Below are 22803 nucleotides of genomic sequence, written 5' to 3'. Positions count from 1 at the left end.
TTAAGCAATAAACAGATCGTGGTGAAACTGCCCCCTACTATGAGACAAACAAAAACACTTTCAAATTTGAAAACGGATCAATAAAATGTGGAGCTATTTTTTCTATGGCGTTGAAGTCAAACAGAAGGCTGACGAGATGAGACTAAGGGCGGGCTTATGAAAAAGATTATGCAGAATTGAGTATTGATAAGCAGGTTCAACATGGGTCAAATAATAAAGCTGGGATACACACAGATTCACACAGCCTGTTTCGAAAGCAATACACTTACAAAAAAGGTCCAGCGTATTCCTCCGAATCAGAGAAACTACAGACAGAAAATCTTTATCTAAACTAAACAACTAGCTGCCGGTCACATACCGACAGCTGGCTGCTTAAAAGCATTTTGATCCCCGTCAAAAAAACAGGGATCAGTCTCCTATTGACGATCTGTTTTTTATTCTTCACCCGGGCTCTATGCTTTCATGCTTGCATGAGACTGTAACAGCAACAACTTAAGGAATACTCTACATTATCCCGTTGTGATGATATTGATAGAAAGAAAATTACAGGACATTAACAACCCGAACTAATTGAAACCATATATGCAAAACAAAAATGTAAAAGGTTATTAAAATAAAGTATGGCTTCTTATTAATTTCAGCATATTAAAGTGTAAAAAAACTTGTATATCTTACAATTAAATTAGTCTAGTTGTGTTTTTAGAATTTCTAATATACCATCATATTGCCTATCAATAAAAGTCTTAAACCCTTTTTTATTTCCAGATCTGCTGTCAATCATGAATTCCGTAAAATGAGTATTTTTTATGGTCCAATCAAATTCCCCCAATTTTTCAACTTCCTGTTCCCAACAATCCTTCCACCCTATAACGTTTATTGATTCAATCATAATTAATTCATGTAAATATAGCGCTATTGCATTTTGCAAAGCTTCATGTCCCAATGTATATTTAGTTACATCTCCTAACTGATCAGGTAATATCTCAAAAAAAACATCGAAAAATTTATTTAAGAAGCTTAATACATCATCATAATTATCTTTTAAGATCTGCTCGTTTGTTTTACTCAACTTAGCCTTACCAAATAAAAGTAAAGTCAGAAAAGTATTCAAACGTGCACTCGTGCTAAATAACTTACTCCCTGGTCTCACTATTCTACTTTTTTCGAATTCTACACCAGCAACTTGTAGGGATTTGTTAATTTGATATATGTCTCTAATAAGTACTCTCATAACCTCTCTTGTATCATATTTCGAGATTAATGACATAGAAACTCTTTTTGCGTTTGAATTTATGTCTACAAAAACATTCTTTTGATCTTTATCAGATAAACCAAAGTAGATCTGAGCACTAACTATACTGTTTAATACTTGTTCTTTCCTTTCAGTATCAACTATAGTTTTTAAAAGATATTCCATTCCTTTTATTCTATGTTGTCCATCAATGACTCTTAACTTAAAACCTTCTGGCAATACTAATTCTTTAGTGCTTCTATCATAAAAATTAATAGGGTCTCCTTTAAAAACCAGGACAAAAGAAGGCAAAAATATTCCAATACCAGAGTCATACGAATCAATATATTTGGCAAGTGAGCTTAGTCGAGAATAATTAATGTCTCTATTGACTCTATTATCAATCTCGTAAATGTCCAACAAATCTCTAACTGATAGCTGGGTAGTCATAATGCCTTTATTTTTTCCATTTATTAAATTAATAAGACCTTTTAACCTTTTTTCGAACACCATCAAAGCCCCTTTCTCCCTACACTTTTTGTAGCAACATATTGGTAATTCGAATTGCTGTTCTTGTTCCAACCGTGAATCTGTATTTATTTGTTTTTGGATTAAAAGGGATTCCTAATTGTTTGAGTTCTTTATTTTTATGTGTCCAGTCAACATTTGAAAAAATACTTAAAAAGAAAGTTTCCATATTAAAGTCATTATTGTTTTCTCTCAGGGAGTATATACATCTTGCAATACCCTGTAGCACATAAGGATTCAAGATGAAATATTTGTCTCTATCTAAAGCCTGTGAGGGTGCATACTTAAGCAAAAGCGTTAAGAAGTCCTCTAACCTTTTTTTATATTCAGGAAAGTTTTCTTTATTTATCTTTGAGGTATTATTTTTCACTTGTAGGGTACCGTCATTTAAAGCTAAACCAATATTGTATAGAGTAGATGCGGTCATAAGTTTAGTAGTTGTTCTTTGAGCACGTATTTCAAATTTATCAGGAGAAATAGATGGATGATCATTGATTATTTCTTTAACAATTTTTCCATTTAAATCATTATCTTTATACATTATTAACAAGGTGTTACTTACTTTCGAAGATTTAGTATTAACATCAGTAAACAGTTGCCTTTCTTGTTTTTTATTTAAGTCTGAATAAATCTGAATTGTTAATGGGAATTCGTTTATATACTCAAGCTTTTTTGGATCAGCACCATTAACTTCTATCCTCTTTTTCAACGTTTTGAACGCTTCAATTCTGTGCTGACCATCCAGTATCACCATTTTCTCACCATTATGTAAATGAAACTGGCTTTTATCATGTTCAAACTTCCCTTTACCTCTCGCAGAAAAAATCAGTGGAGGAAAATAGATATCATTGCCCTCCATTCCGTATTGTATATATTTACTTATATTAGAAACCTGTTTTTCTGCTATTTCTCTTTGAACACTTTTATCTACATCCAAAAATTTAAGTATGTAATCAACTGTACATTGACATGAAATCACATCGTAACCAAATTGCTTTCCTTTTAATCCAAACATTGTTATAAAGTTACTTTCAGGTTCAACCAATATTCTTAGACTCATGCCGTCACTCCTTTGTATTTCAATGTTATCTATGTGTTTAAATTTATTATAGATTAAACATTCAGATAAATAAAGGGATATTTATATGTTTTTTACTTTAATTACCCTATATACCTGATAACCTTCCTATTCCTATATAAATTACTCATCTTTATACCTTTACAATCACTTTTTCTCGTCATACGTTTGCCACCTATGAATGAACGCACACTACACGCAATGGAGGGATTGCAATGGACGAAATGGTCCTGGAAACACAACAATGGCTGAATGAAACGTACAAAGGCAGACACGGATACAACAAGGTGCCGGAAAACGGAAAAACGGGCTGGGATACCATTTACGGTCTGACACGGGCGCTTCAAATTGAACTTGGTATTTCAGAACCTGCCGATAACTTCGGACCGACGACACAAAGATTGTTTAAACCGTTGAAAAAGCAAGCTCCCGATTCTAAGCCGACAAACATGAATTACATTCTGCAAGGGGCGCTGTGGTGTAAAGGTTTTAACCCCGGCGGATTTTCAGGCGTTTTCTATGAAAATACCGAAAGCGCTGTAAAAGAGTTTCAAAAAGCGGCCGGGCTCACTAAGCAAGACGGCATCGTCACGGCACTCATTATGAAAGCCTTGCTGGATATGAGCGCTTTTCGGTTAGTAGAGGGAGGCGACAAAAGAATCCGCCAAATCCAGCAGAACCTGAACCGGGATTACAATGACTACATCGGCTTGATGCCTTGTGACGGCTTATATGCCCGCGGTACAAACAAGGCTCTCATTTATGCTCTGCAAAAAGAAGAAGGCATGAGCACAAGCGTCGCCAATGGATTTTTCGGAAACGGAACGACCAGCTTATGTCCTACCTTGACTCCCGGCGATTCACGGACAGGCTTTGTTTTGATTGTTCAATACGCGCTTTACTGTAATGGGGAAGCGTTTGATCCCGGTGAATTCGACGGAAAATACGGCGTCGGAGTTGTCTCGGCAGTGAAAGCTTTCCAAAAGTTTATGTGCCTGCCGCAGACTGGTTATGCGGACATGCCGACGATTAAAGCTTTATTATCAAGCTCAGGCGACACAACCCGTGCTGCTTCAGCTTGTGACACCGCTGCCATTTTGACGGCAGATACGGCTAAAACTTTGCGTGAGAATGGCTATAAGATCGTGGGAAGATATCTGACCGGGAATGTGCGGACAAGCAGCGGACTGACATCGAAAGCGTTAACGTCAAAAGAACTTTCCACGATTTTCAATGCCGGCTTAAGCGTATTTCCGATTTATCAGGACGGCGGCTATGAATCTTCTTATTTTGTAAAAGACCAAGGAACGAGAGATGCGTACAGCGCTGCATCAGCCGCCCGAAGATTAGGCTTCCCGTCAGGAACGACCATTTACTTTGCCGTCGATTTCGATGCGTATGATTATGAAGTCACAGATAAAATCATCCCTTACTTTCAAGAAATCAAGTCAGCTTTTATGAAAATGCAGGCGTTCTCAACTGCGCCGAAATATGAAATCGGGGTATACGGACCGAGAAACATTTGTATCCGGACGTCAGAAGCAGGTCTGACCAAATATAGCTTTACGGCTAACATGTCGACCGGATTCAGCGAAAACCTCGGATACCCGATGCCGAAAAACTGGGCTTTTGATCAATTTTATGAAGGAACGATCGGAAGCGGAGCGGGAAAAGTCGCCATTGACAAAGACGGATACTCCGGAAAAGACTCGGGTGCAAGCAGCGTCCATCCGCCTTCTGATCCTGTGTATGATGCAAGATTAAACACATTAACCAATATCCTGTCAACAATTCCAGATTTAGAGAATGCATCCGGTCTTGCCAATATGATGTTCGAATTCGATACAACCGAAACCATTTTAGCCTCTCCAACTTTAGATATCTTATTGTCTACTTCAATTCTGTATACGATCCCAAGTGAGGGGTCTGCTAATACAATGACAATAACGAATGGAAAGCCCGGCGCTTATGTTACTGGTTTACTGGGAGATACACAAACAATACTTACGGCTTCAGACATCCGTTCTTATCAAAATTTATTAGACAATCTGAGCCTATCTGTAAGAAACGGTTATCTGGAAATGGCAGTGACCCCATCTGCTCAATCATTAGATGTTTCAATTAAAATCTATACACCTGACATTCCAGTTGCCGATGGGTCCACAACTGGACTTACGACCATGTTTACGTTTAGAATTAAAACGTATAAAGGTGTACCGGTTTCAGCTGCAGAAAGTGAATTAGCGAAGGACTGGGATCTTCTCCCTTCAGGCCTCGTTATTGTTGCAGGCCTGTCTGCTTTCTATTTTACCTCTAAAATCCTTACAGTTGAAAAACCGACTGGGAATAAAACTGTAGAAACGGTAACTGAATTTGCCGTATTTTTGTTAGCTCTTTACGCTTATATGACTGATCTCTACTAATCAAAGAAAAACTGCATGAATGTCTCATTCATGCAGTTTTATTCCTATTATTTTTTTGGAGGTTTCACTCATTGAATGAAAATCAATCTGCATTTAACACAGCAAAGCAAACCGCACAAAGATTGTTAAAATGTAAGAATGAACAAGAAATGATGGACTTTTTAGCTGAACAGGATGTACATACGCTCAGTCTTTTAAAGTACTATTACTCTGCTCCGGCTCTTCCTTTTCAAATGCTCATGAAGATTGCTTTTTGCTGTATAGTGATAGCGTTGATCTTCACTTCATTCTTGTTTATTCAAGTCAAAACACTCATACCTATTCCCATTTTATCTGATCTGTTGCCGGCAGTGTTTTCACTGTTTACAATCGGATGTATTGTCGCGTTTTATATGTTTTTTTCGCGCGAAAAGAAAGACCGGTTACCTGACAGCCGCTTAAGAAGAAACACTTACTCCTTCCGGGTTATAAATATGATAAATACAAATCTGGAAAAGAAATATCGTACACTGGCTTCTTTAGCGGGCGGTAAACAAAGTGATGATACACTCGAAGAAAGCATGAAGCAGATTAGCTCTTGTAAAAATGATGAAGAACTGATGAAATGTCTTGAAGAACAAGATACTGAGAAGTTATTCAAGCTGAAAAATCAGTTTTCCAAACCTGACTCCTCATTATTTGATTTTATGAAATGGATTTTTATCGGAAGCGTTATTGCTATGTTTCTGACTGCACTTTTCTCAGGTCAAGTCAGCTATGTTCATGTTCCCCGCCTACTTCCGTATCTCCTGCTTTTTTTATTCGCCAGGGGCTTAATATATCTAATAAAACTGCTGAAACTGTACCAAAAAGGGCCTTTGCACTCCATTCCTCACTTTACAAAGAACGCTGAAAACACCCGTATCACCGGAATGATAGACTTTGTCCTCGAACAACGATACAAAGACATGATCAGTTAAAAACCCCTCTGCTTAAGGGGTTTTTTATTATGCAATCCTTTCACCCCCCTTATCAAAAAAGGCTCTTCCTCTTTGGAAATAACCGGAACACCCAATTTCGTTTTCAATATAATGAGGTAGTGGATCTGCAAAGAAAGAAGGGCGACATGATGGGTATCATTAATGGCAAAATGTTCATTGACCGATTAAATCAGCTTGGAAATGAGATTTGGCTCGATGGTGAAAAGATCGAGGGACAGATTTCTGAACATCCCGCATTTAAGGGCCTTCTGGAAACGAAGCGCTCTCTTTATGATTTGCAAACGAAACCGGACATGAAAGATCAAATGACTTACAGTCTTCCCGGTAAAAAAGAACGGGCCGGGCTTTCATACCTGCAGCCGAAAACGAAAGAAGACGTAAAAAGAAGAAGAAACATGTTCGAACATTGGGCCAGACACACGCACGGAATGATGGGACGAAGCCCGGATTATATGAATACCGTGCTGATGAGCTTCGCCTCCTCCGCCGCGCTTTTGAAAGACCGCGATCATTGTTTTCCGGAACATGTTCAAGCGCTGTACGAACGCGCTGCTGCACAGGATCTTTCTTTTACGCACACGTTTATCACCCCTCAGGTGAATCGTTCACAAATGGGTGTAAACGTATCGCCGACACCTATCTCGGCAAAAGTCGTCGATAAAAATGAAAAAGGCCTCATCATACACGGCGCCCGGATTTTAGCCACACAAGGCGGCCTGACGGATGAAGTGCTCGTGGTTTCTCTGCCTAAAATGTATTTTGAATCGGATGAAGCGTTCGCTTTTTCAATCCCTTCCAATACAAAGGGAGTAAAATTCATCTGCAGGGAATCTTTCGTACTCGGAAAATCAGCGTTTGATTATCCGCTCAGCTCAAGATATGAAGAAATGGATTCTATCGTTGTATTTGATCACGTTTTGGTCCCTTGGGAACGCGTATTTTTTTATAATAATTACGAGGCGGCTTTTGATTTTAATATGAAAAGTTCTTTTAACGCCTTCGCATTTCATCAAGTTATCACGAGACAAATTGTAAAGACGGAGTTTCTCCTGGGTCTCGCCCAAACGCTTGTCGAAGCGATAGATGTGGGCGAATATCAGCATATTCAGGCTAAGATGGCTGAAATCATCACCGGTCTGGAAACGATGAAAGCCCTTTTGGAAAAATCGGAGAATGATGCGGAAACAGATGAATGGGGTTATATGCGTCCGAGTGTCACTCCGCTTCGTGTGGTCAGCGCGATTTTTCCCGACATTTACCCGCGCTTCACGGAAATCATTCAGCTGATCGGAGCAAGCGGAATGGTAACTTTGCCGACTGAAAAATCGTTCAAATCGGACATCAGAGGAGACCTTGACCAATATTTGCAGGCGGCCGAATTGAACGCTGAGGACCGGGTAAAAGTGTTCCGCCTCGCATGGGATTTGACCATGAGCCCCTTTGGAACAAGACAGACACAATATGAGCGGTACTTCTTCGGTGACCCCGTCCGCTTAACCAGCCATCTGTACAGAAGCTATCCGAAAGAAGAACAGACCGCGGTCATCAAGGAATTCCTGCACATTCATAAATAAAACAAAGCAGAGAGCGCATCTCTGCTTTTGATAGCTGGATCGGCTGCCGCCGATCCTATTTTTTATTTTGGCTGATCACCACCATCGTAATATGCGATAACGCGAAAGAGACAAGCGTATACACAACGGCCCACCCGATAAACGAGAAATTCAGTACGGTAAATGTGCATATAAGGCAAACGGCTAAAGCGGCAGCCGGCATAATGAACGCGTTTTTAAACAGATACGTTCCGGCGACTGACAAGATGATGATACAAAGCGGCAGAACACCGAACGCAAAATCCAATTCATCAATCAACAGATGCACTCCCTTCGCTTTTCTTAGTTCGGCCTAACACATCTTATGCCTGAGTACAAAATCGAGTACTTCAAATCTTTCGCGCTCCGGCTGATATTCCCTCCGGTTATTTATTCAAAAAAATGAAAACTTTCCTTAAAGCGTTTACATTCACGTCAGACTGTGATAATTTAAGAAAGCGCTATCATACACAAGTTAATGATTTTTGGATGGAGATGAGGAGAACCAGGAAACCCCGCCCTTTCACAAGGGTGATTTCTGGTTCTTTTTGTCATTTTCAAGGAAAGGAGTCATACATACATCATGATAGACGTTCAGCAAAGGGGAGGATATGATGTTTCAATTGTTTAAGCCGGCTCCGCATATTGAGAGATTGGATGATTCAAAGACGGATGCGGCCTATAAACGGCTCAGGCTGCAAGTATTTTTGGGGATTTTCATCGGGTATGCCGGGTATTATTTGCTTCGCAAAAACTTTGCCTTCGCTATTCCTTATTTTCAGGAACAAGGGTTTTCAAAAGGGGAACTCGGCTTGGTGCTTGCGGCCGTATCAATCGCTTACGGCTTCAGTAAATTTATTATGGGGATGGTGTCTGACCGCTGCAACCCGAGGTATTTCCTTGCGACAGGTCTGTTTTTGTCAGGTGTCGTAAACATTTTATTTGTTTCCATGCCATGGGTCACGTCAAGCGTGACGATTATGTTCATTTTTATGTTTATTAACGGATGGTTTCAAGGAATGGGCTGGCCGCCTTGCGGACGAACGATGGCTCATTGGTTTTCCATCAGTGAACGCGGCACGAAAATGTCGATATGGAATGTCGCCCATAACATAGGCGGAGGTATTCTCGCCCCGCTCGTGACTCTCGGCATCGCCATGTTTGTTACTTGGAAAAGCGTGTTTTTCTTTCCGGCGATTATCGCCATCGTCATTTCATTTGTGATTGTTCTTCTCGTTCGGGACACGCCGCAATCCTGCGGGCTTCCGCCGATTGAAGAATACCGGAATGACTATCCGAAACATGCGTTCAAAGACCAGGAAAAAGAGATGACGACCAAAGAAATTCTTTTCAAATACGTGCTGAATAATAAATTTCTGTGGTATATCGCATTTGCCAATGTCTTTGTTTACTTCGTACGGTACGGTGTCGTTGACTGGGCGCCGACTTATTTGACGGAAGCGAAAGGATTCTCTCCTGAAGACTCCAGATGGTCTTATTTCCTTTATGAATATGCGGGAATTCCGGGAACGATTTTGTGCGGCTGGATCAGCGACCGGTTTTTCAAAAGCCGCCGCGCGCCGGCAGGCGTACTGTTCATGGCCGGCGTATTTATCGCTGTATTGGTCTACTGGCTTAACCCTGCCGGTCATCCGCTCATCGATAATATCGCGCTGATCAGCATCGGCTTCTTAATCTATGGACCTGTCATGCTGATCGGGCTTCAGGCCATTGACCTTGCGCCTAAAAAAGCGGCGGGAACGGCAGCCGGCTTAACCGGGTTTTTCGGCTACATCGGAGGCTCTGCTTTCGCCAACGCCATCATGGGTTATGTCGTAGACCGCTTTGACTGGAACGGCGGCTTTATCATGCTTATCTCCTCATGCGTGCTGTCCATCGTCTTCTTGGCTATGACGTGGAATACGGGCAAGCGGGCGGAGCATGTGTAAGAAAACAACATAAAAGATTAATATTTTTGCAGTACAGCATTTACAACGATTTTCTACACTAGAGACAGATATTGATTTTTAAGGGGGAAGAAAACATGCGGAAACATAAATTGTTTGCTTTGGTATTGCTTTCATTCGGTTTATTGTCATTCATCGTCACGCCTGTATCGGCGGCGGGAAAAGGAAACCTCTTGTCTCCTGACAGAATTTTGACCATTGCCCATCGCGGTGCTTCGGGGTATGTCCCGGAGCACACGATCCTTTCTTTTGAAACTGCGCAAAAAATGAAGGCTGACTATATTGAGTTGGATTTACAAATGACAAAAGACGGCAAGCTGATCGTCATGCATGATGAAAAACTGGACCGCACCACAAACGGACAAGGCTGGGTGAAGGATCATACATTAGCCGAGATTCAAAAGCTCGACGCCGGCTCTTGGTTCAATAAGGCCTATCCGGAAAAAGCAAAACCGCAATACGCCGGACTTCGCGTTCCCACACTTGATGACGTGTTAAAACGGTTCGGCAGACATGCAAACTATTATATTGAAACAAAGGCGCCCGAAACATATCCGGGTATGGAAGAAAAACTGATCGCTTCACTGAAAAAATACAAATTGGCAGGTAAGCATGCGAAACTTGGACAAGTTATCATTCAGTCTTTCAGCAGGGACAGCCTTCTGAAAATCAAACAGCTCGATCCGAAACTTCCCGCCGTCCAATTGCTTGAAGCGGAACAGATGACGTCAATGACTGACGCAGATTTAACGGACATTAAAACATATGCCGTCGGAATCGGACCGGATTACAAAGCGCTGAACGCTCAAAATGTCCGAAACATTCGCAGCCACGGCCTTCTGCTTCATCCTTATACCGTGAACAGCGAGGCGGACATGCGCCGTCTGCTGAATTGGGGCGTAACCGGTGTGTTTACCAACTATGCGGATATATTCCAAAAGGTTAAAAAAGAATACAAATCATAAAGCCAGCATGGGTTCGGAAATGATGCCGAACCCATGTTTTTTTGTCCGATAATGCAAACGCCATCATGGGTTATGTAGCGGGCGGAGCATATTATTAAAAGGCTGAGACTCACCTTAATTGTAAAAAGGTATCACTGTAATGATGAATTACTTGTGATACCTTTTTAAACAAAAGGATATAATTATTTATTTCTATTATCTATTTTCTTTCTTATACTATTTGTAATAGACGATAATACAAGTGATACTAAACCATAGACAACCACCCATCCCCAGAAGGATAGATTAAAAACAGTAAACATTAATATGACAGAAACAACTATACTGACAAGCGGCATTATATACACTTTTTTGAAAATATAAGTGAATATAATCGATAAGACGATAATAGAAAGTGGTAAAATACCAAAAGCAAGATCTAGCTCATCCATTATTATTCTCCTTTGTGAATTTAATTTCCCCTTAAGTATACTCACTCAGCTGTCTAGCGATTTAAAAAATGTATCTAATCACTCCATACTTCTTTGTTTTTCTTAATCATAAAAAAGTCATATTCAGAAACATGGGTATTGTTAATAATTTTTTCAAGTCCTCTGATAGGAGTAGATTTTAATTTTTTTCCGTTTTTATAAGAGTAAGAATTAATCACATATTTCCCGCCCTTGCTTATTTCTAACAAGAAAATTTTAGGCTCGTCAAAATAAGTGAATTTTGCTTGGTTTTCAAATTTTGTCGACCTATTTAACGGGATTTTTTTTCCCGGCTTCATACTTTTCAGATCGAAAGTATAAAGTATTGAATTAGCTGCCAAATGATATAAAGTGTCATTTTTCACAAAAAAGTTATTAGTGGAAAGAGGAATTGCCAGTTGAGAAATTTCCTCAGGGATATTATAGCTGCCTAAAGGAAAAGCCCCTTTGTACTTATTATGCTTTAAATCAATTTCTGCTACTTTGAATTGTACTTTGTTTGATTTATCCGTTTGGTTATATAGTATAAAAAAGGCTGAGCTTTTTTTAACTATTATCTGTGAATAAACACTCCAATTTTCTTCATTTAATATAGGAATTGTTGTTCCTTTCCCTACTGTAACTTTATCTTTATCTATTTTAATACCCTGAAAAGTCGGTGTTTTGATTGAAGAATCTTCATTTATCACGTAAATATATTCACCGTCATTACCGGTACTTGTATAGAAACCCGGAATAATCTTTTCATGAAATCCACTGCCGTTACCCCATCTGATTAAACTATTATAATGGTTTTCACCGACTCCTTGATTATTCAAAAAATAAAAGATATTTTCTTTTATTAAATGGCCTGATGATTGCCCATAACTTGTATGTACTTGATGTTGCATCGGGAATTTTTTAAAGTTATCGCCTATCATATAAACTTCTTTTTTGTCCTGTCTAACTATGTTTTTTTCATCTTGTGCAATAGTTCCAACTTCAATAGCATCTCCTTTTACAGCTGTTGCTTTTCCTTTTTCATCAATATATACAGTATAACTCCCATCTTTAGGGTAATCTATTGTAGCTGAATAATATATAGCTGCAATTTTATCATTCAAGAAATTCTTTTCTTTTTCTGTTTCAGTTTGTTTAACATCAGAAACTGTATTAGTATATTTAAAAGTTCCGATACATATAAATATACCTATTAATACTATGACCGCAATTATAATTAACCACTTAATTTTGTTCAAATATAATCTCACTCCTTAAAATAATAATGACTCCCTAAATAAACTTAGGGAGTGACGATGCAGAATGTTACAAAAAATTTTCGCTTTTTCATACTTATTACCATCAATTATTTGTTTATTTTTCTATATTTTAATTTATTATACAATTATTTCAAACACGACTTGCGTACTATATTTTCTCTGTGGTTAATTATTTGTTTTGTCTCTAAAACTTTGACTTGGAGTACAGGAAAACGGATGAAGTTACGGAGAAGAAAGAAACACATAAAAGATTAATAGTTGCCCAACATATCTTTTACATTCATTGTTTAATACGGAAGACAGTTATTGATAAGGCGGAAGAAAACATGCGGAAACATAAGTTGTTTGCTTTAGTATTGCTTTCATTCGGTTTATTGTCACTCATCGTCACGCCTGTATCGGCGGTGGGAAAAGGAAACCTTTTGTCTCCTGACAGCCACGGCCTTCTGCTTCATTCTTACACCGTAAACAGCGAAGCGGACATGCGCCGTCTGCTGAATTGGGGCGTAACCGGTGTGTTTACCAACTATTCGGATATATTTAATTTTGTTAAATCTAATAGGGATCAATAGGTTTACGAATCTAAAGATTTCAAAACAAAAACTGCACGTATATCGCGTGCAGTTTTATAATATTAATTTTAAATATTTCTCCCTTTAAATAACGGTCTTAGTATATTCTTAACTTTTGCTTTAATAGATTTGCCCTTATAAATAACAGGAACACTTTGTTGCAAATGACCAATAATCACTTCTGCATTCTTTTTTAGCTTAATTTGTTTTAACTCCTGCTTAGTTACTTCAAAACTAAAATCATATGACATTTTTTTTCGGGTAGAATCTTTAAGTACCACATCAGGTTTAAACACAAGAAACCTTCCAAAATTCACCTGGAAAGAATTTTGTTCTCCAAAACTTAAATCTGTTTCACAATCAAAATGTCCTTTAATCCTAGAACCGCTGCAGGTTAACACAAAGTTTTTAAAATGTAACATTTGATGTTTAACAACAAGAGAAAGATTACCCCATTTAGTTAGATACGAGTTTATAACGATAGGTTCTTTACATCCTTTTGCAATATAAGAAGCATTTTTTAAATAAACGCTTTCTTTCGATTTTAATCTCAATGATTTCGTATAATCTTCTATCTTACTAATTAATCTTAAATCTAATATACCATCTTCGCTATTTAAATGGAGTAAAGATTCTATAGAAATATATGCATAAAAATAAGTAACTTTTTCTTTTTTTATAATTTGCGTATCTATTTCAAAAGGATATTTTTTTTCAAAAAGGCTTCTATAAGCTGGAAATGAAATTGTTTTATCTTTTTGTTCTCTCAAAGAGACTTCGATAAATAAACGCTCATTTGAGGAGTCAACATGTGAATGATAACAAAAACCCTCTAACAAAACGGCATTCTCTAATTTCTCTATTTTTGTTATTTCTCCTTCAAATTTATTATTACGATGAAAGGAAATGGACTCATGCAAGGCCAAATTGTATGCTAATTCTGGTTTTGGATAGACCTTCCCATGTTGTACTACCATGTTACCAGGTTGTTTTTCAGCGTACCAGAAAGCAATTAAATCCTCCAATTGTCCTTTCTCAATTAAACGTAATAAGATTTTATGGCGGGAAGAAAACTGCTGGTAGTAATCTAAGTATTGGTACTTGTCAAGCATTTTCTTTAATGTATTAAAAATATAGATTTTATCTTCAATTAGAAAAGACTTTGAAATCAGAGCGCTTAACTCCACTTCCATAATCCTTTCCCAGTAATGAAAGAAAATCAGCCGTTTTTTATCTGTTTCAAGGTTCAGTAATTCAATAGATGCCAATGTTTCTTCGATTCTGAACATAAAACTTTTACCTGATAATGGTTTCTTAGTAAGTTGAACCCTTCCTATTGTTTGATGATTGGTCAAATAATAACATGGGTAATCTTTAACAAGGGCTATGGAATTTGAATATGCATACGCTTGAATCATAAACGGTTGATCTTCTCCTAGAGAGAAGTGTTCCGGAAAACGAATATTATGTTTAATTAATAACTCCCGTTTAAATAGCTTTTGAGCACTCATCGTAAAAAGAGCATTGGAACCAGGGAAGGAAAAACAATCTGGATTCTTTTTAAATACAGCCACAGGAACACCTCTATTAATTCCTTCATAACGGCCGATAATTATATCACTTTGATACTGAACTATTTTTTCTTCCATCTTTTCTAAAGCTTCAGGTCCTAAATAATCATCTCCGTCTAGAAAATAAATATAATCACCTGTTGCTGCTTCTATAGCTTTGTTCCTCGGTCTGCCAGGTGCGCCGCTATTCTGCTGATGAATTACTTTAATAAACTTGTACTTGCTCATGTATTCATCTAAAATATTACCGCTTTTATCAGTTGAACCATCATTTACACAGATAATTTCAAGTTTGTCCTCTCCAACTGTTTGGTTCACTACGCTATCGAGACAATCTCTAATTGTGTTTTGATCATTATAAACCGGAATAGCTACAGTAAATATCATCTTTTTTCTCCTTAATTATTGTTTCCTATATAAAAACAAGTCCAGAATTATTCGAATCCAATTTTAAAAGTTTACCATAATTTCTTTCTTTTATAAATATGGGTTAAAAATTTTAATGTGTTTTTAAACCTAGCCACCGTAATCTAGATAATAAGATGGAATATTTCCAGTAATTAAATTGGATTTTCCATAAGATCCCTAACAAATGCTTTGATTCATTTCTCTTTGAATTTGGAAAGCTCACTTCATTTAATCCTAATTACGATACTTTGCGGATTTTTAATTTACCCATAAAAAAACACCTCTAAGTCGTTTTCAGGTATGATACCTGCTTTTCAACTTAAAGGTGCCTTTGTCCTGCGCTTACAGGCCCAGACTCTCAAAAACTTCAACTTTTTATAACTTACTCTTTTCCGGCAGCGGCTTCCGCCTGTCCGTCTTTTAATTGATCATTGATTGCTTTGGCGTCTTTCAAATACTCAGTCTTGAATCCGCTCTTCAGCGCCCACGCATAGAAGGCAAGGGCAACGATTGCGATCAGCCCCATATCCCAGCCGTACGGAATGATGTTCAGACCGCCGAATTTTTCACTTCCGAGCCATGAAATGACCATCATGCTGAGCAGATAGACAACCATCCAGACGCCGCCTTTAAAGTTTCTGCGGAATCCTTTCCACTTCGCTTTCGCTTGGTAGTAGAAATAAATCGGCAGGCCGATCAAAATGATAAACAGCACCTGCCCTGTTAACGGCCAGCGCGCCCAATACAGCACGAGAGACGCGAATACGAAGCCGAGCGGTGCAACCACGCTGAGGCCTTTCAGACGGAGAGGCCGGTACAAATCCGCCGCCGTCCGCCGCAGCGTCATCACCGTCACGGGACCCGTGATATAAGAAATCAGCGTCGCAACGGAAATGATTTCAGCAAGCACGCCCCATCCTCTGAATAAAAACAGAAAGATAAACGATACGATCAGGTTGAAAATCATCGCTTGGCGCGGCACGCCGTACAGCGGATGAAGCTTTCCGAAAATGCTCGGCATATATTTATTTTTTTCCATGCCGTAAATCATGCGTGACGTCGTAGCGGTATAAGTGATACCCGTTCCTGACGGAGAAACGAACGCGTCCGCATAAAGAATAATGACAAGCCAGTTGATATTCAATGCGATCGCCAAATCGGCAAATGGAGAGTTGAAGTTCAGGTGACTCCAGCCGTGAACGATCATGGAAGGTTCAACCGCACCGATAAATGCGATTTGCAATAGGACGTAAATGACGGTTGCGACCAGCAGCGAACCGACAACCGCAATCGGAATCGATTTGCCGGGATTTTTTGCTTCTCCGGCCATGTTAATCGGGCTTTGAAACCCGTTAAACGCAAATACGATACCCGATGTAGCCACCGCCGTCAGCACGCTTGCCCAGCCGTTCGGCGCAATGCTTGAACCGGATGTGAAGTTTCCGCCGTGAAAACCGGTAAACAGCAGCGCTCCGATTGTCAGCCCCGGAATAATGATTTTAAAGATAGTAATCAATGAATTCGCTTTTGAAAATAAGTTAACTGTCCAAAAATTCAGTAAAAAGTAAATAATCAGTAATACGGATGCGAAGCCGAGCCCCTCTCCCGTAAGAGTGCCGTTGTGAACGAGATTGCTTGTCCATTTTGCCCATTCCCACGGCCATGAGCTCATATATTGAACAGACGCAACCGCTTCCACCGGAATAACGGAAACAATCGCAATCCAGTTTGCCCATCCTGCGATAAATCCAATAAATGATCCGTGAGAATATTGAGTATATTTTACCATTCCCCCGGCTTCCGGGAACATTGAACCCAATTCACTGTAAGAAAGTGCGATAAACAAAATAACGATCATACCGATAATCCAGGAAATAATTGCGGCAGGTCCCGCAATCTGAGCCGCCCGCCACGCCCCGAATAACCAGCCGGAGCCAATCATCGACCCAAGTCCGACCATCATGAGTGCAAACGTTCCCATTCTGCGATGTAATTGATTCATAAAGTTAACACCTTTCAATTAAAATATGACTCCAGCGCTATCATATATTTATAATATTATTCTGAAAATAGATTTGTCAATCTTTATCGCATTAAAGCGGAAAGCCAAAATTACCCTTCAGATGTTTAAACAGCCGTTAAGCGGGAATAACTACTGCAAGCCAGAAATAGAAAGGAGTTTTTATCGTGAAACAAAAACTGCTCATTTCAGGACTTGCCGTGTCGACTGTCGGAGTGACTTCCTACCTGCTCAAAGATAAATCAAACCGCCAAAAGGTGATGAACTTTATCCGCAATATGAAAACATCGCTCTCCGGGAAGCAGGATATTGAATCATTCCCCGTCAACAAAGCAGGCAACCCGCATCCCGAAGATATTGAAGATAACAAAATGGTATCCGAAGGCTCCATGTACCCGGTTCAATATTATGATGACAAGAAGAAATAATCTGTTCCCAGGCTGCCCGGCCGTATCAAACGGCGGCAGCTTTTTTTATGCAGACGGCGTTTTATAGGTCCGCCAATATTGGCGCGATCCTTTCTCCCGCACAGTAATGCCCAGTTTGGATATTTCCGCTTTCAGCTCTTTCGCATCAGCCTTTTCCTCCTCTTTCAGCGCCTTTTCTCTCGCTTTTAAAAGAGCATTTGCCCCCGGCTCCAAATCCGGCGTGTCCGGCACCCACCGTTTGTATTCTTCTTTAAAAGGATCTTCCGTCCCCAGCCAGGCATACCCATGCGCGCGAAACGCATCAGCCGCTTTTTCAACCGCCGGCTCAAGCTTCTCCCGAAAAAGCTCCTGTCCTTCAGTGCCTAATAAGACAAGATGCTTCTCATCCGTAAACACACCGGAAATGCTGTCTTTCGAAAACACGCTTTCTTCATTATATATGGTTAAGGACACCTCGCTGTCCGTCACGACCGCCGTAAGACATTCTTTAAAAACAGTCCGCGTCAGCCACACTCCCCCGATTAAGCCGATAACGGCGATGACAGCCGCAGCCTTCCATCCGTGAAAAGAAGCGATCATTTCCAGCGGCCCGATAACAGGCAGCCAATCCAATGTTACGGCCCATTTCGCAATGGCCGGCAGAAACCATCCGATGACCAGCCCCAATAATGGCGGCACCAGAAAAACCAAAGCTTTTTCAACCGATGATAACTCAAGAACCGTCTGTTTTTTTATTTCGTTCATGTTTCTCCTCCGTCTGTTTTTTTCACAACTATCCATTATACAAAGAGTTGGATGATTCTGTAAACTGTTTCCGAAACAATAAAAAGCCTCCCGACCGCCGGGAGGCTTTTTAAAACAGGAGCTCATATACTTCATTCAATTCCATCGTGCGCTTCTCATCCTGCTCGTTCTCAGCATATTTGATTTCCTTTTCAAGCACCTGATTCAGCGCATCCATTTCCAAATCATTTAGATCTTTCACAAACTCGCCCTCATTTTCATAATGCTTCACCTGAAGCTTTTTATAAATCCCTCGGCACACATCATGCTCCAAGTGGTTCGAAAGCGACTCGCGCAAATATCCGAGTGTCCTGTCCATCATGTAAGCCCTCCCTTTTCTTTAGGAATAGCTTCCCGGAAAGAGAGAAAAACTATACATGAAAGCACCGGGCGGCTGTTTTAACTCTGTACCTGAATGGAGAAAAATCCGCTGCTTAACGGTGTGTACGGCCCGTTCAGCCCCGTTGCGGAGAAAGAGAACGTTCCTGAACTGACATAAGAAAGAGGAACACTGTAATATTTAATATAGCCTGTAACGATATTGCCGTTTTTCGTATATTCATCTTCCAGCGCTTTTGACGTAAGATTTGTAATATTCGTTCCGTTGTTAAACGCCTGGATCGTGTTATTGTTCGGATACCCTTGGAAATATACGGCTAAATAACCCGTTGTACCCTTCATCGGTTTTGATGCGCTGATTTGGTTCGGCCCGATATTTTCCCATTGGTAACTCTGACCGTCAGACGTCACACCGATAATACGGATTTGTGTTAAAGCAGGAGCCGGCGCCGCAGACGCTGATGGAGCCCACAACCCGCTCACAAGCAACAAAACAGCGGCGGCTGCCGCGAATAGCATAACGAGTCTCTTTTTCATGTTTCTTCCCCCTCTTATTCTTTTCGTAGAATCCTATACTATTTTACACGATTTACAAGGAAAAAGATTACATTTTACAAAAGAGTCCGGAACACTTTGTGAACTAGATATGAAACGCTCTTGAAACGCCGTTGATCATGAGAAAGATGCCGCAGATTCTTAACACGACTCTCGAACTTCTGTCATCTTTACCGAAAAAGGTTTTTCCGAGCCTCCCGATCCATACGTTCATTGCGGCTCCCGCGAGCAATTCTATGATTCCGATTATTTCTGCCATATAAAAAGCAGCCACCCTTCTAACCGTTTTTTTTCATATGACGGTTTATCATATAAAGTGATAAGACCAATGACACTGCACCGGCAGCAAGAAACAGGCTCAGCGGCACGATCTGCATGCTGCCTCCGCCATTGTTTTGAAATGCGCCGATCGCCCATTTTTCAGGAGTAAACAACGACAGCATCCGCATGTACTCCGGAGCCGCGTCTAAAGTGAAGAAAGCCCCTCCCAATAAACCCGTGACAGCTATAAAAACGGAAGCAAGCGACGTGAATTGCTTTTGGCTCTTCATGAACGGTATCACGGCCATCGTTACAGCAGTCAGCGCAAACGAGCAGGCCGCAAGCACCGCTCCCGCAGCAAAAACATGATCAGCAAAACGGATATGCAGCATGAATGTTCCGGCAGCGAGGATCACGATAATATGGAGAAGTCCAAAAAGATACGCCGCCGCAAACTTAGAGATTGCATATGCCGTATAGGAAACGGGCGTGCTCAGCAATCTGTCATATGTATGATTTTCTTGTTCATCTATAAATGATCGCAGGCTTTGGACTGCAACGAACCAGATAAACATCACTAAAAATCCGATAAGTCTGTCGGCTGCCTGTCCGCCTTCATAAACGTGATGGCGGTCAACATTGACGGCGGAATGACCCTGAATATCCTTCAAGAGATCAGCTGCCGCCTGCTTCCCGTCGGTGTGCAGCGTGCGGGATATCACTTTTGCATCGCGGACTATTTTTTTCAGCGCGCCCGCCTGCTGCGCAATCAGCTGCTCTGTCAAAACAGCATCACCCTTTTCTTCATTCTGAATAAATGAAACGTTCAATTCATCTCCGGAAAATAATTTTTCTTCAAAATGAGAGCCGATCAGCAATCCGAAGGAAATATCCTGATGATTAACCTTTGTTTTTAATACGTCCTCCGTGACCTTCGTGACTTTTATATGGCCGGCTGTCTGAATCATTTTCATAAATTGCGCTGAATAGGCGCTCTGATCCTCATCAGCTACATATACTTCCTTCTGCTGACTGCCATCCGCAGAAAAGGAAAAGAAATATGTGAGAAGGAGCGGGGCGGAAATCGTCGCAAAGATGGCAGCGCGATTTTGCAGCATCAGTTTCAGCTGATGTCTGATCATGAATAACAGCTGCGTCATGAAACAGCCTCCTTCCGTTTAAACACCCAGATGGTCAAACATAAAAACACGGCGCCGATGGCGGCAAGCTCTGCCAAATCCGCCAGAATACCGCTCAGACCGGCATGCTGCGTGACACTGACATAGCTGTTGATCGCTTTGCCGTTCGGTATCAGCTCCTGCACGATTTTCAAACTGTCAGGCAAGCCGTCTTTTGCGATAAAGCTTCCGCCTAAAAAACTGAATCCGTATAAAATGGGAGCCGCCATGCTTGAGACGGTCTCGTGGTTTTTTGCAGTAACCCCCCAAAGAAGCACGATACTGCCGATCGTAAATGAATAAACAATCGTAACCAGCAATATTTCAAACAAATTGCCCCATTTTACCTGATACAAGATGCTGCTTGCGATGATGACGGCAGCCATTTGCATAAGGATGGCAAGCATGATTCCCAAAAGCTTACCCGCCACATACTGGATACGTAAAACAGGCATTGATTTGATTCTGAATAACGTGTGCTGCTGTCTCTCTTCCACTATCCCGTGAATGAGCGCAAACGCGGTCATAATGGAGAACATGACGACCATTGCGATTGAATAATACTGCATCGCATCAATCGGAGCCGCGTGATTGCCGGCCGACTGTTTCGGAATGGTGACAGCCTGTTCACGTTCACCCGAAAGGCCGCTGATGATTTTGCTGGCATCTCCCTTTGACAGATGTCCCGACTTCTTCAGCACCGCTTTTTCTTCACTGATCTCCGCTTTTACTCTGGTGACAAACGAATCAGCCATCATTTCCACAATGTCTCCGTTTACAGAGCCTTGTTGGTCCGAGATGACTTTGATACTTGTTTTTTCATTGTGTTCTGCCGCTTTTGCAAAACCTTTCGGCACGTATACAAAAACGGAGACTTTGCCGCTTTCGACAAGCTGTTTCCCTTCTTGGTAACTGCCTATGTCTTTTACACGGATGAGATCAGTTTGTTTCAGCACGTCATTCTTTAATACGTCGCCCAAAGAACTCTCCGCGTGATCCGCATTATAAAACGCGGTCTGAAATGGCTTCACTTTCGAATCGCCGTGAAAAACCGTTCCTAAAATAAAAATCATCAGTGCCGGAAACAGAATCAGTTTTATATAGAAAGACTTTGCTCCGGCCAATAACCGAAAATCTAATAAGATCAGCCTGAATAATATTTTCATGACGCCCCCTATGAATCCCGCAGCGTTTTGCCGGTGAGCCGGAGGAAAATGCTTTCCAGATTGGCTTCCTCGAAATGAATGCCCTTAATGGTGATACCGGTTTTCCTGATATCATCCGCAATATCAAGGATATTGCGATCTGCCGCAGAGACGAGCATCGTAATGGTCTGCTGGCTGACAGCAGCCTCGGCAACACCGGGAATGCGGCGGATTTTTTTAACGGCATCATCATTCAGCCCCTCTGCATTCACGATCAAGGTATCAGAGGCTTTGGCTGACTGCTTCAATTCGTCTTTCGTCCCGCAGGCAATGATTGAGCCGTGATCCATGATCGCCGCTTTTTCACAGAGGTATTCGACCTCTTCCATGTAATGACTCGTGTAGATGACGGTCATCCCTTTTTCTTGATTTAACGTCTTCACGGTTTCAAGAATATGATGTCTGGATTGCGGATCAATTCCGACGGTCGGTTCATCTAAAATGAATAGTTTCGGTTCATTCATTAGCGCGGCACCGATATTCACCCGTCTTTTCATGCCGCCTGAAAATTCAGATACCCTTTGGTTTCGCTGTTCCTTTAATTGGATGATGTCCAGCACTTCATCAACCCGTTTACAAAGTTCCTTACCGGACAGTCCGTACAGACTCCCGAAAAAAGCCAAATTATCCTTTGCGCTTAACGCTTGATATAAAGCGATTTCCTGCGGGACGACTCCCATCACTTTTTTTATGGCCGCAGGCTGTTCGTGTAATGAAGTTCCGTCAATGCAGATTGTTCCGCCCGTCGGCGGGAGCACGGTGCTGATCATCGACACCGTTGTTGATTTACCGGCGCCGTTTGGTCCCAGCAGACCGAATATCTCTCCTTTTTCGACGCGCAGTGATATATGATTGACAGCGGTAAAATCGCCGTACTTCTTTGTCAAATCCGTTAATTCGAGCATTCGTGCAGCACTCCTTGTGTCATGTCTGCACTTATTCTACTCTCGGCAATCCTTGTTTTCTATTCACTTTCGTACTCGATATGGA

20 protein-coding genes and 3 pseudogenes are annotated in these 22803 nt (G+C 40.8%); 9 read left to right on the top strand and 14 right to left on the bottom strand.

Translation table 11 applies throughout. The annotated features are described in order from the left end of the window. Positions 1-85 precede the first annotated feature (85 nt). Positions 86-329, top strand: a pseudogene (locus RUW00_RS23065) (IS3 family transposase); the annotation flags it as partial. Between the two features lie 353 nt (positions 330-682). On the opposite strand, the gene RUW00_RS19555 reads toward RUW00_RS23065, so the two are convergent. Both RUW00_RS19555 and RUW00_RS19550 read right to left on the bottom strand, forming a co-directional pair. After that, positions 683-1744, bottom strand: a complete 1062-nt coding sequence (locus RUW00_RS19555; RefSeq protein ID WP_255247569.1) for a DNA sulfur modification protein DndB — start codon at positions 1742-1744, stop codon at positions 683-685. Between the two features lie 16 nt (positions 1745-1760). After that, positions 1761-2819 (bottom strand): DNA sulfur modification protein DndB, encoded by a 1059-nt coding sequence (locus RUW00_RS19550; protein ID WP_032872692.1) that lies wholly within the window; start codon positions 2817-2819, stop codon positions 1761-1763. A gap of 233 nt (positions 2820-3052) precedes the next feature. Here RUW00_RS19550 and RUW00_RS19545 point away from each other — a divergent pair, with 233 nt between their 5' ends. From RUW00_RS19545 to hpaB, 3 genes are all read left to right on the top strand, one after another. After that, positions 3053-5260 carry a glycoside hydrolase domain-containing protein gene (locus RUW00_RS19545; protein WP_315956743.1) on the top strand — a complete coding sequence of 736 codons (2208 nt, stop codon included), beginning with the start codon at positions 3053-3055 and terminating at the stop codon, positions 5258-5260. A 71-nt stretch (positions 5261-5331) separates the two neighbouring features. Next, the gene (locus RUW00_RS19540; RefSeq protein ID WP_095273290.1) at positions 5332-6219 is read left to right on the top strand and encodes a hypothetical protein; all 888 of its coding nucleotides are present in this window, start codon (positions 5332-5334) and stop codon (positions 6217-6219) included. 149 nt (positions 6220-6368) lie between these two features. After that, complete coding sequence (hpaB, locus tag RUW00_RS19535) at positions 6369-7814, top strand: 4-hydroxyphenylacetate 3-monooxygenase, oxygenase component (protein WP_315956742.1); 1446 nt, start codon at positions 6369-6371, stop codon at positions 7812-7814. Positions 7815-7869: 55 nt separating this feature from the next. On the opposite strand, the gene RUW00_RS19530 is transcribed toward hpaB, so the two are convergent. Further along, entirely contained in the window at positions 7870-8112 is a 243-nt protein-coding gene (locus RUW00_RS19530) for a DUF2651 family protein (RefSeq protein ID WP_007408994.1), read from the bottom strand. A 334-nt stretch (positions 8113-8446) separates the two neighbouring features. Here RUW00_RS19530 and glpT point away from each other — a divergent pair, with 334 nt between their 5' ends. Then, positions 8447-9781, top strand: a complete 1335-nt coding sequence (gene glpT, locus RUW00_RS19525; protein WP_003156725.1) for a glycerol-3-phosphate transporter — start codon at positions 8447-8449, stop codon at positions 9779-9781. 95 nt (positions 9782-9876) lie between these two features. Further along, on the top strand, positions 9877-10764 hold the full coding sequence (locus RUW00_RS19520) for a glycerophosphodiester phosphodiesterase (protein WP_280144823.1): 888 nt from the start codon (positions 9877-9879) through the stop codon (positions 10762-10764). A 182-nt stretch (positions 10765-10946) separates the two neighbouring features. Here RUW00_RS19520 and RUW00_RS19515 read toward each other — a convergent pair whose 3' ends face one another. Further along, entirely contained in the window at positions 10947-11195 is a 249-nt protein-coding gene (locus tag RUW00_RS19515) for a DUF2651 family protein (protein WP_014720665.1), read from the bottom strand. 74 nt (positions 11196-11269) lie between these two features. Then, on the bottom strand, positions 11270-12472 hold the full coding sequence (locus RUW00_RS19510) for a hypothetical protein (protein ID WP_315956741.1): 1203 nt from the start codon (positions 12470-12472) through the stop codon (positions 11270-11272). 347 nt (positions 12473-12819) lie between these two features. Between RUW00_RS19510 and RUW00_RS23060 the strand changes: the two are divergent. Together RUW00_RS23060 and RUW00_RS19505 are read left to right on the top strand one after the other, a co-directional pair. Further along, positions 12820-12927 (top strand): annotated as a pseudogene (locus RUW00_RS23060) (glycerophosphodiester phosphodiesterase); the annotation flags it as partial. Continuing rightward, positions 12925-13065 (top strand): annotated as a pseudogene (locus RUW00_RS19505) (glycerophosphodiester phosphodiesterase family protein); the annotation flags it as partial. The pseudogenes RUW00_RS23060 and RUW00_RS19505, both read left to right, overlap by 3 nt. 68 nt (positions 13066-13133) lie before the next feature. Here the strand turns inward: RUW00_RS19505 and RUW00_RS19500 are convergent. Further along, positions 13134-15023, bottom strand: coding sequence for a glycosyltransferase family 2 protein (locus RUW00_RS19500; RefSeq protein ID WP_025650165.1), 1890 nt, complete (start codon positions 15021-15023; stop codon positions 13134-13136). Positions 15024-15426: 403 nt separating this feature from the next. Further along, positions 15427-17046, bottom strand: coding sequence for a glutamate/serine transporter AimA (locus RUW00_RS19495; RefSeq protein WP_095273292.1), 1620 nt, complete (start codon positions 17044-17046; stop codon positions 15427-15429). 185 nt (positions 17047-17231) lie between these two features. Here RUW00_RS19495 and RUW00_RS19490 point away from each other — a divergent pair, with 185 nt between their 5' ends. Then, positions 17232-17492, top strand: a complete 261-nt coding sequence (locus tag RUW00_RS19490) for a hypothetical protein (protein WP_003156732.1) — start codon at positions 17232-17234, stop codon at positions 17490-17492. A 45-nt stretch (positions 17493-17537) separates the two neighbouring features. On the opposite strand, the gene RUW00_RS19485 is transcribed toward RUW00_RS19490, so the two are convergent. The 7 genes from RUW00_RS19485 to RUW00_RS19455 all read right to left on the bottom strand — a co-directional run bounded on the left by RUW00_RS19485 (position 17538) and on the right by RUW00_RS19455 (position 22718). After that, positions 17538-18236 carry a YqeB family protein gene (locus tag RUW00_RS19485; RefSeq protein WP_095273293.1) on the bottom strand — a complete coding sequence of 233 codons (699 nt, stop codon included), beginning with the start codon at positions 18234-18236 and terminating at the stop codon, positions 17538-17540. Between the two features lie 109 nt (positions 18237-18345). Then, positions 18346-18594 carry a sigma-G-dependent sporulation-specific acid-soluble spore protein CsgA gene (locus tag RUW00_RS19480; protein WP_029974790.1) on the bottom strand — a complete coding sequence of 83 codons (249 nt, stop codon included), beginning with the start codon at positions 18592-18594 and terminating at the stop codon, positions 18346-18348. An 80-nt stretch (positions 18595-18674) separates the two neighbouring features. Then, on the bottom strand, positions 18675-19151 hold the full coding sequence (locus RUW00_RS19475; RefSeq protein WP_007408988.1) for a DUF4879 domain-containing protein: 477 nt from the start codon (positions 19149-19151) through the stop codon (positions 18675-18677). A 103-nt stretch (positions 19152-19254) separates the two neighbouring features. Further along, entirely contained in the window at positions 19255-19428 is a 174-nt protein-coding gene (locus RUW00_RS19470) for a hypothetical protein (RefSeq protein ID WP_014720660.1), read from the bottom strand. Between the two features lie 19 nt (positions 19429-19447). After that, entirely contained in the window at positions 19448-20590 is a 1143-nt protein-coding gene (locus RUW00_RS19465; protein WP_061861794.1) for an ABC transporter permease, read from the bottom strand. Next, positions 20587-21774, bottom strand: coding sequence for an ABC transporter permease (locus RUW00_RS19460; RefSeq protein WP_280144819.1), 1188 nt, complete (start codon positions 21772-21774; stop codon positions 20587-20589). Before RUW00_RS19460 ends, RUW00_RS19465 begins: the two co-directional genes overlap by 4 nt. 8 nt (positions 21775-21782) lie before the next feature. Then, complete coding sequence (locus tag RUW00_RS19455; RefSeq protein WP_191389421.1) at positions 21783-22718, bottom strand: ABC transporter ATP-binding protein; 936 nt, start codon at positions 22716-22718, stop codon at positions 21783-21785. Positions 22719-22803 lie beyond the last annotated feature (85 nt).

Origin of the sequence: Bacillus sp. IS1 (assembly GCF_032461585.1) — a bacterium.
Classification (GTDB): domain Bacteria; phylum Bacillota; class Bacilli; order Bacillales; family Bacillaceae; genus Bacillus; species Bacillus velezensis.
Note: the sequence above shows the minus strand (reverse complement) of the source record. Positions and strands in the feature narration are given on the sequence as shown.

Coding starts and splice junctions, on each gene's coding strand:
- RUW00_RS19495 (WP_095273292.1), bottom strand. CDS start 17,046: ATGAATCAATTACATCGCAGAATGGGAACGTTTGCACTCATGATGGTC.
- RUW00_RS19470 (WP_014720660.1), bottom strand. CDS start 19,428: ATGGCAGAAATAATCGGAATCATAGAATTGCTCGCGGGAGCCGCAATG.
- hpaB (WP_315956742.1), top strand. CDS start 6,369: ATGGGTATCATTAATGGCAAAATGTTCATTGACCGATTAAATCAGCTT.
- RUW00_RS19515 (WP_014720665.1), bottom strand. CDS start 11,195: ATGGATGAGCTAGATCTTGCTTTTGGTATTTTACCACTTTCTATTATC.
- RUW00_RS19455 (WP_191389421.1), bottom strand. CDS start 22,718: ATGCTCGAATTAACGGATTTGACAAAGAAGTACGGCGATTTTACCGCT.
- RUW00_RS19475 (WP_007408988.1), bottom strand. CDS start 19,151: ATGAAAAAGAGACTCGTTATGCTATTCGCGGCAGCCGCCGCTGTTTTG.
- RUW00_RS19465 (WP_061861794.1), bottom strand. CDS start 20,590: ATGACGCAGCTGTTATTCATGATCAGACATCAGCTGAAACTGATGCTG.
- RUW00_RS19485 (WP_095273293.1), bottom strand. CDS start 18,236: ATGAACGAAATAAAAAAACAGACGGTTCTTGAGTTATCATCGGTTGAA.
- RUW00_RS19545 (WP_315956743.1), top strand. CDS start 3,053: ATGGACGAAATGGTCCTGGAAACACAACAATGGCTGAATGAAACGTAC.
- RUW00_RS19480 (WP_029974790.1), bottom strand. CDS start 18,594: ATGGACAGGACACTCGGATATTTGCGCGAGTCGCTTTCGAACCACTTG.
- RUW00_RS19555 (WP_255247569.1), bottom strand. CDS start 1,744: ATGGTGTTCGAAAAAAGGTTAAAAGGTCTTATTAATTTAATAAATGGA.
- RUW00_RS19550 (WP_032872692.1), bottom strand. CDS start 2,819: ATGAGTCTAAGAATATTGGTTGAACCTGAAAGTAACTTTATAACAATG.
- RUW00_RS19500 (WP_025650165.1), bottom strand. CDS start 15,023: ATGATATTTACTGTAGCTATTCCGGTTTATAATGATCAAAACACAATT.
- RUW00_RS19520 (WP_280144823.1), top strand. CDS start 9,877: ATGCGGAAACATAAATTGTTTGCTTTGGTATTGCTTTCATTCGGTTTA.
- RUW00_RS19460 (WP_280144819.1), bottom strand. CDS start 21,774: ATGAAAATATTATTCAGGCTGATCTTATTAGATTTTCGGTTATTGGCC.
- glpT (WP_003156725.1), top strand. CDS start 8,447: ATGTTTCAATTGTTTAAGCCGGCTCCGCATATTGAGAGATTGGATGAT.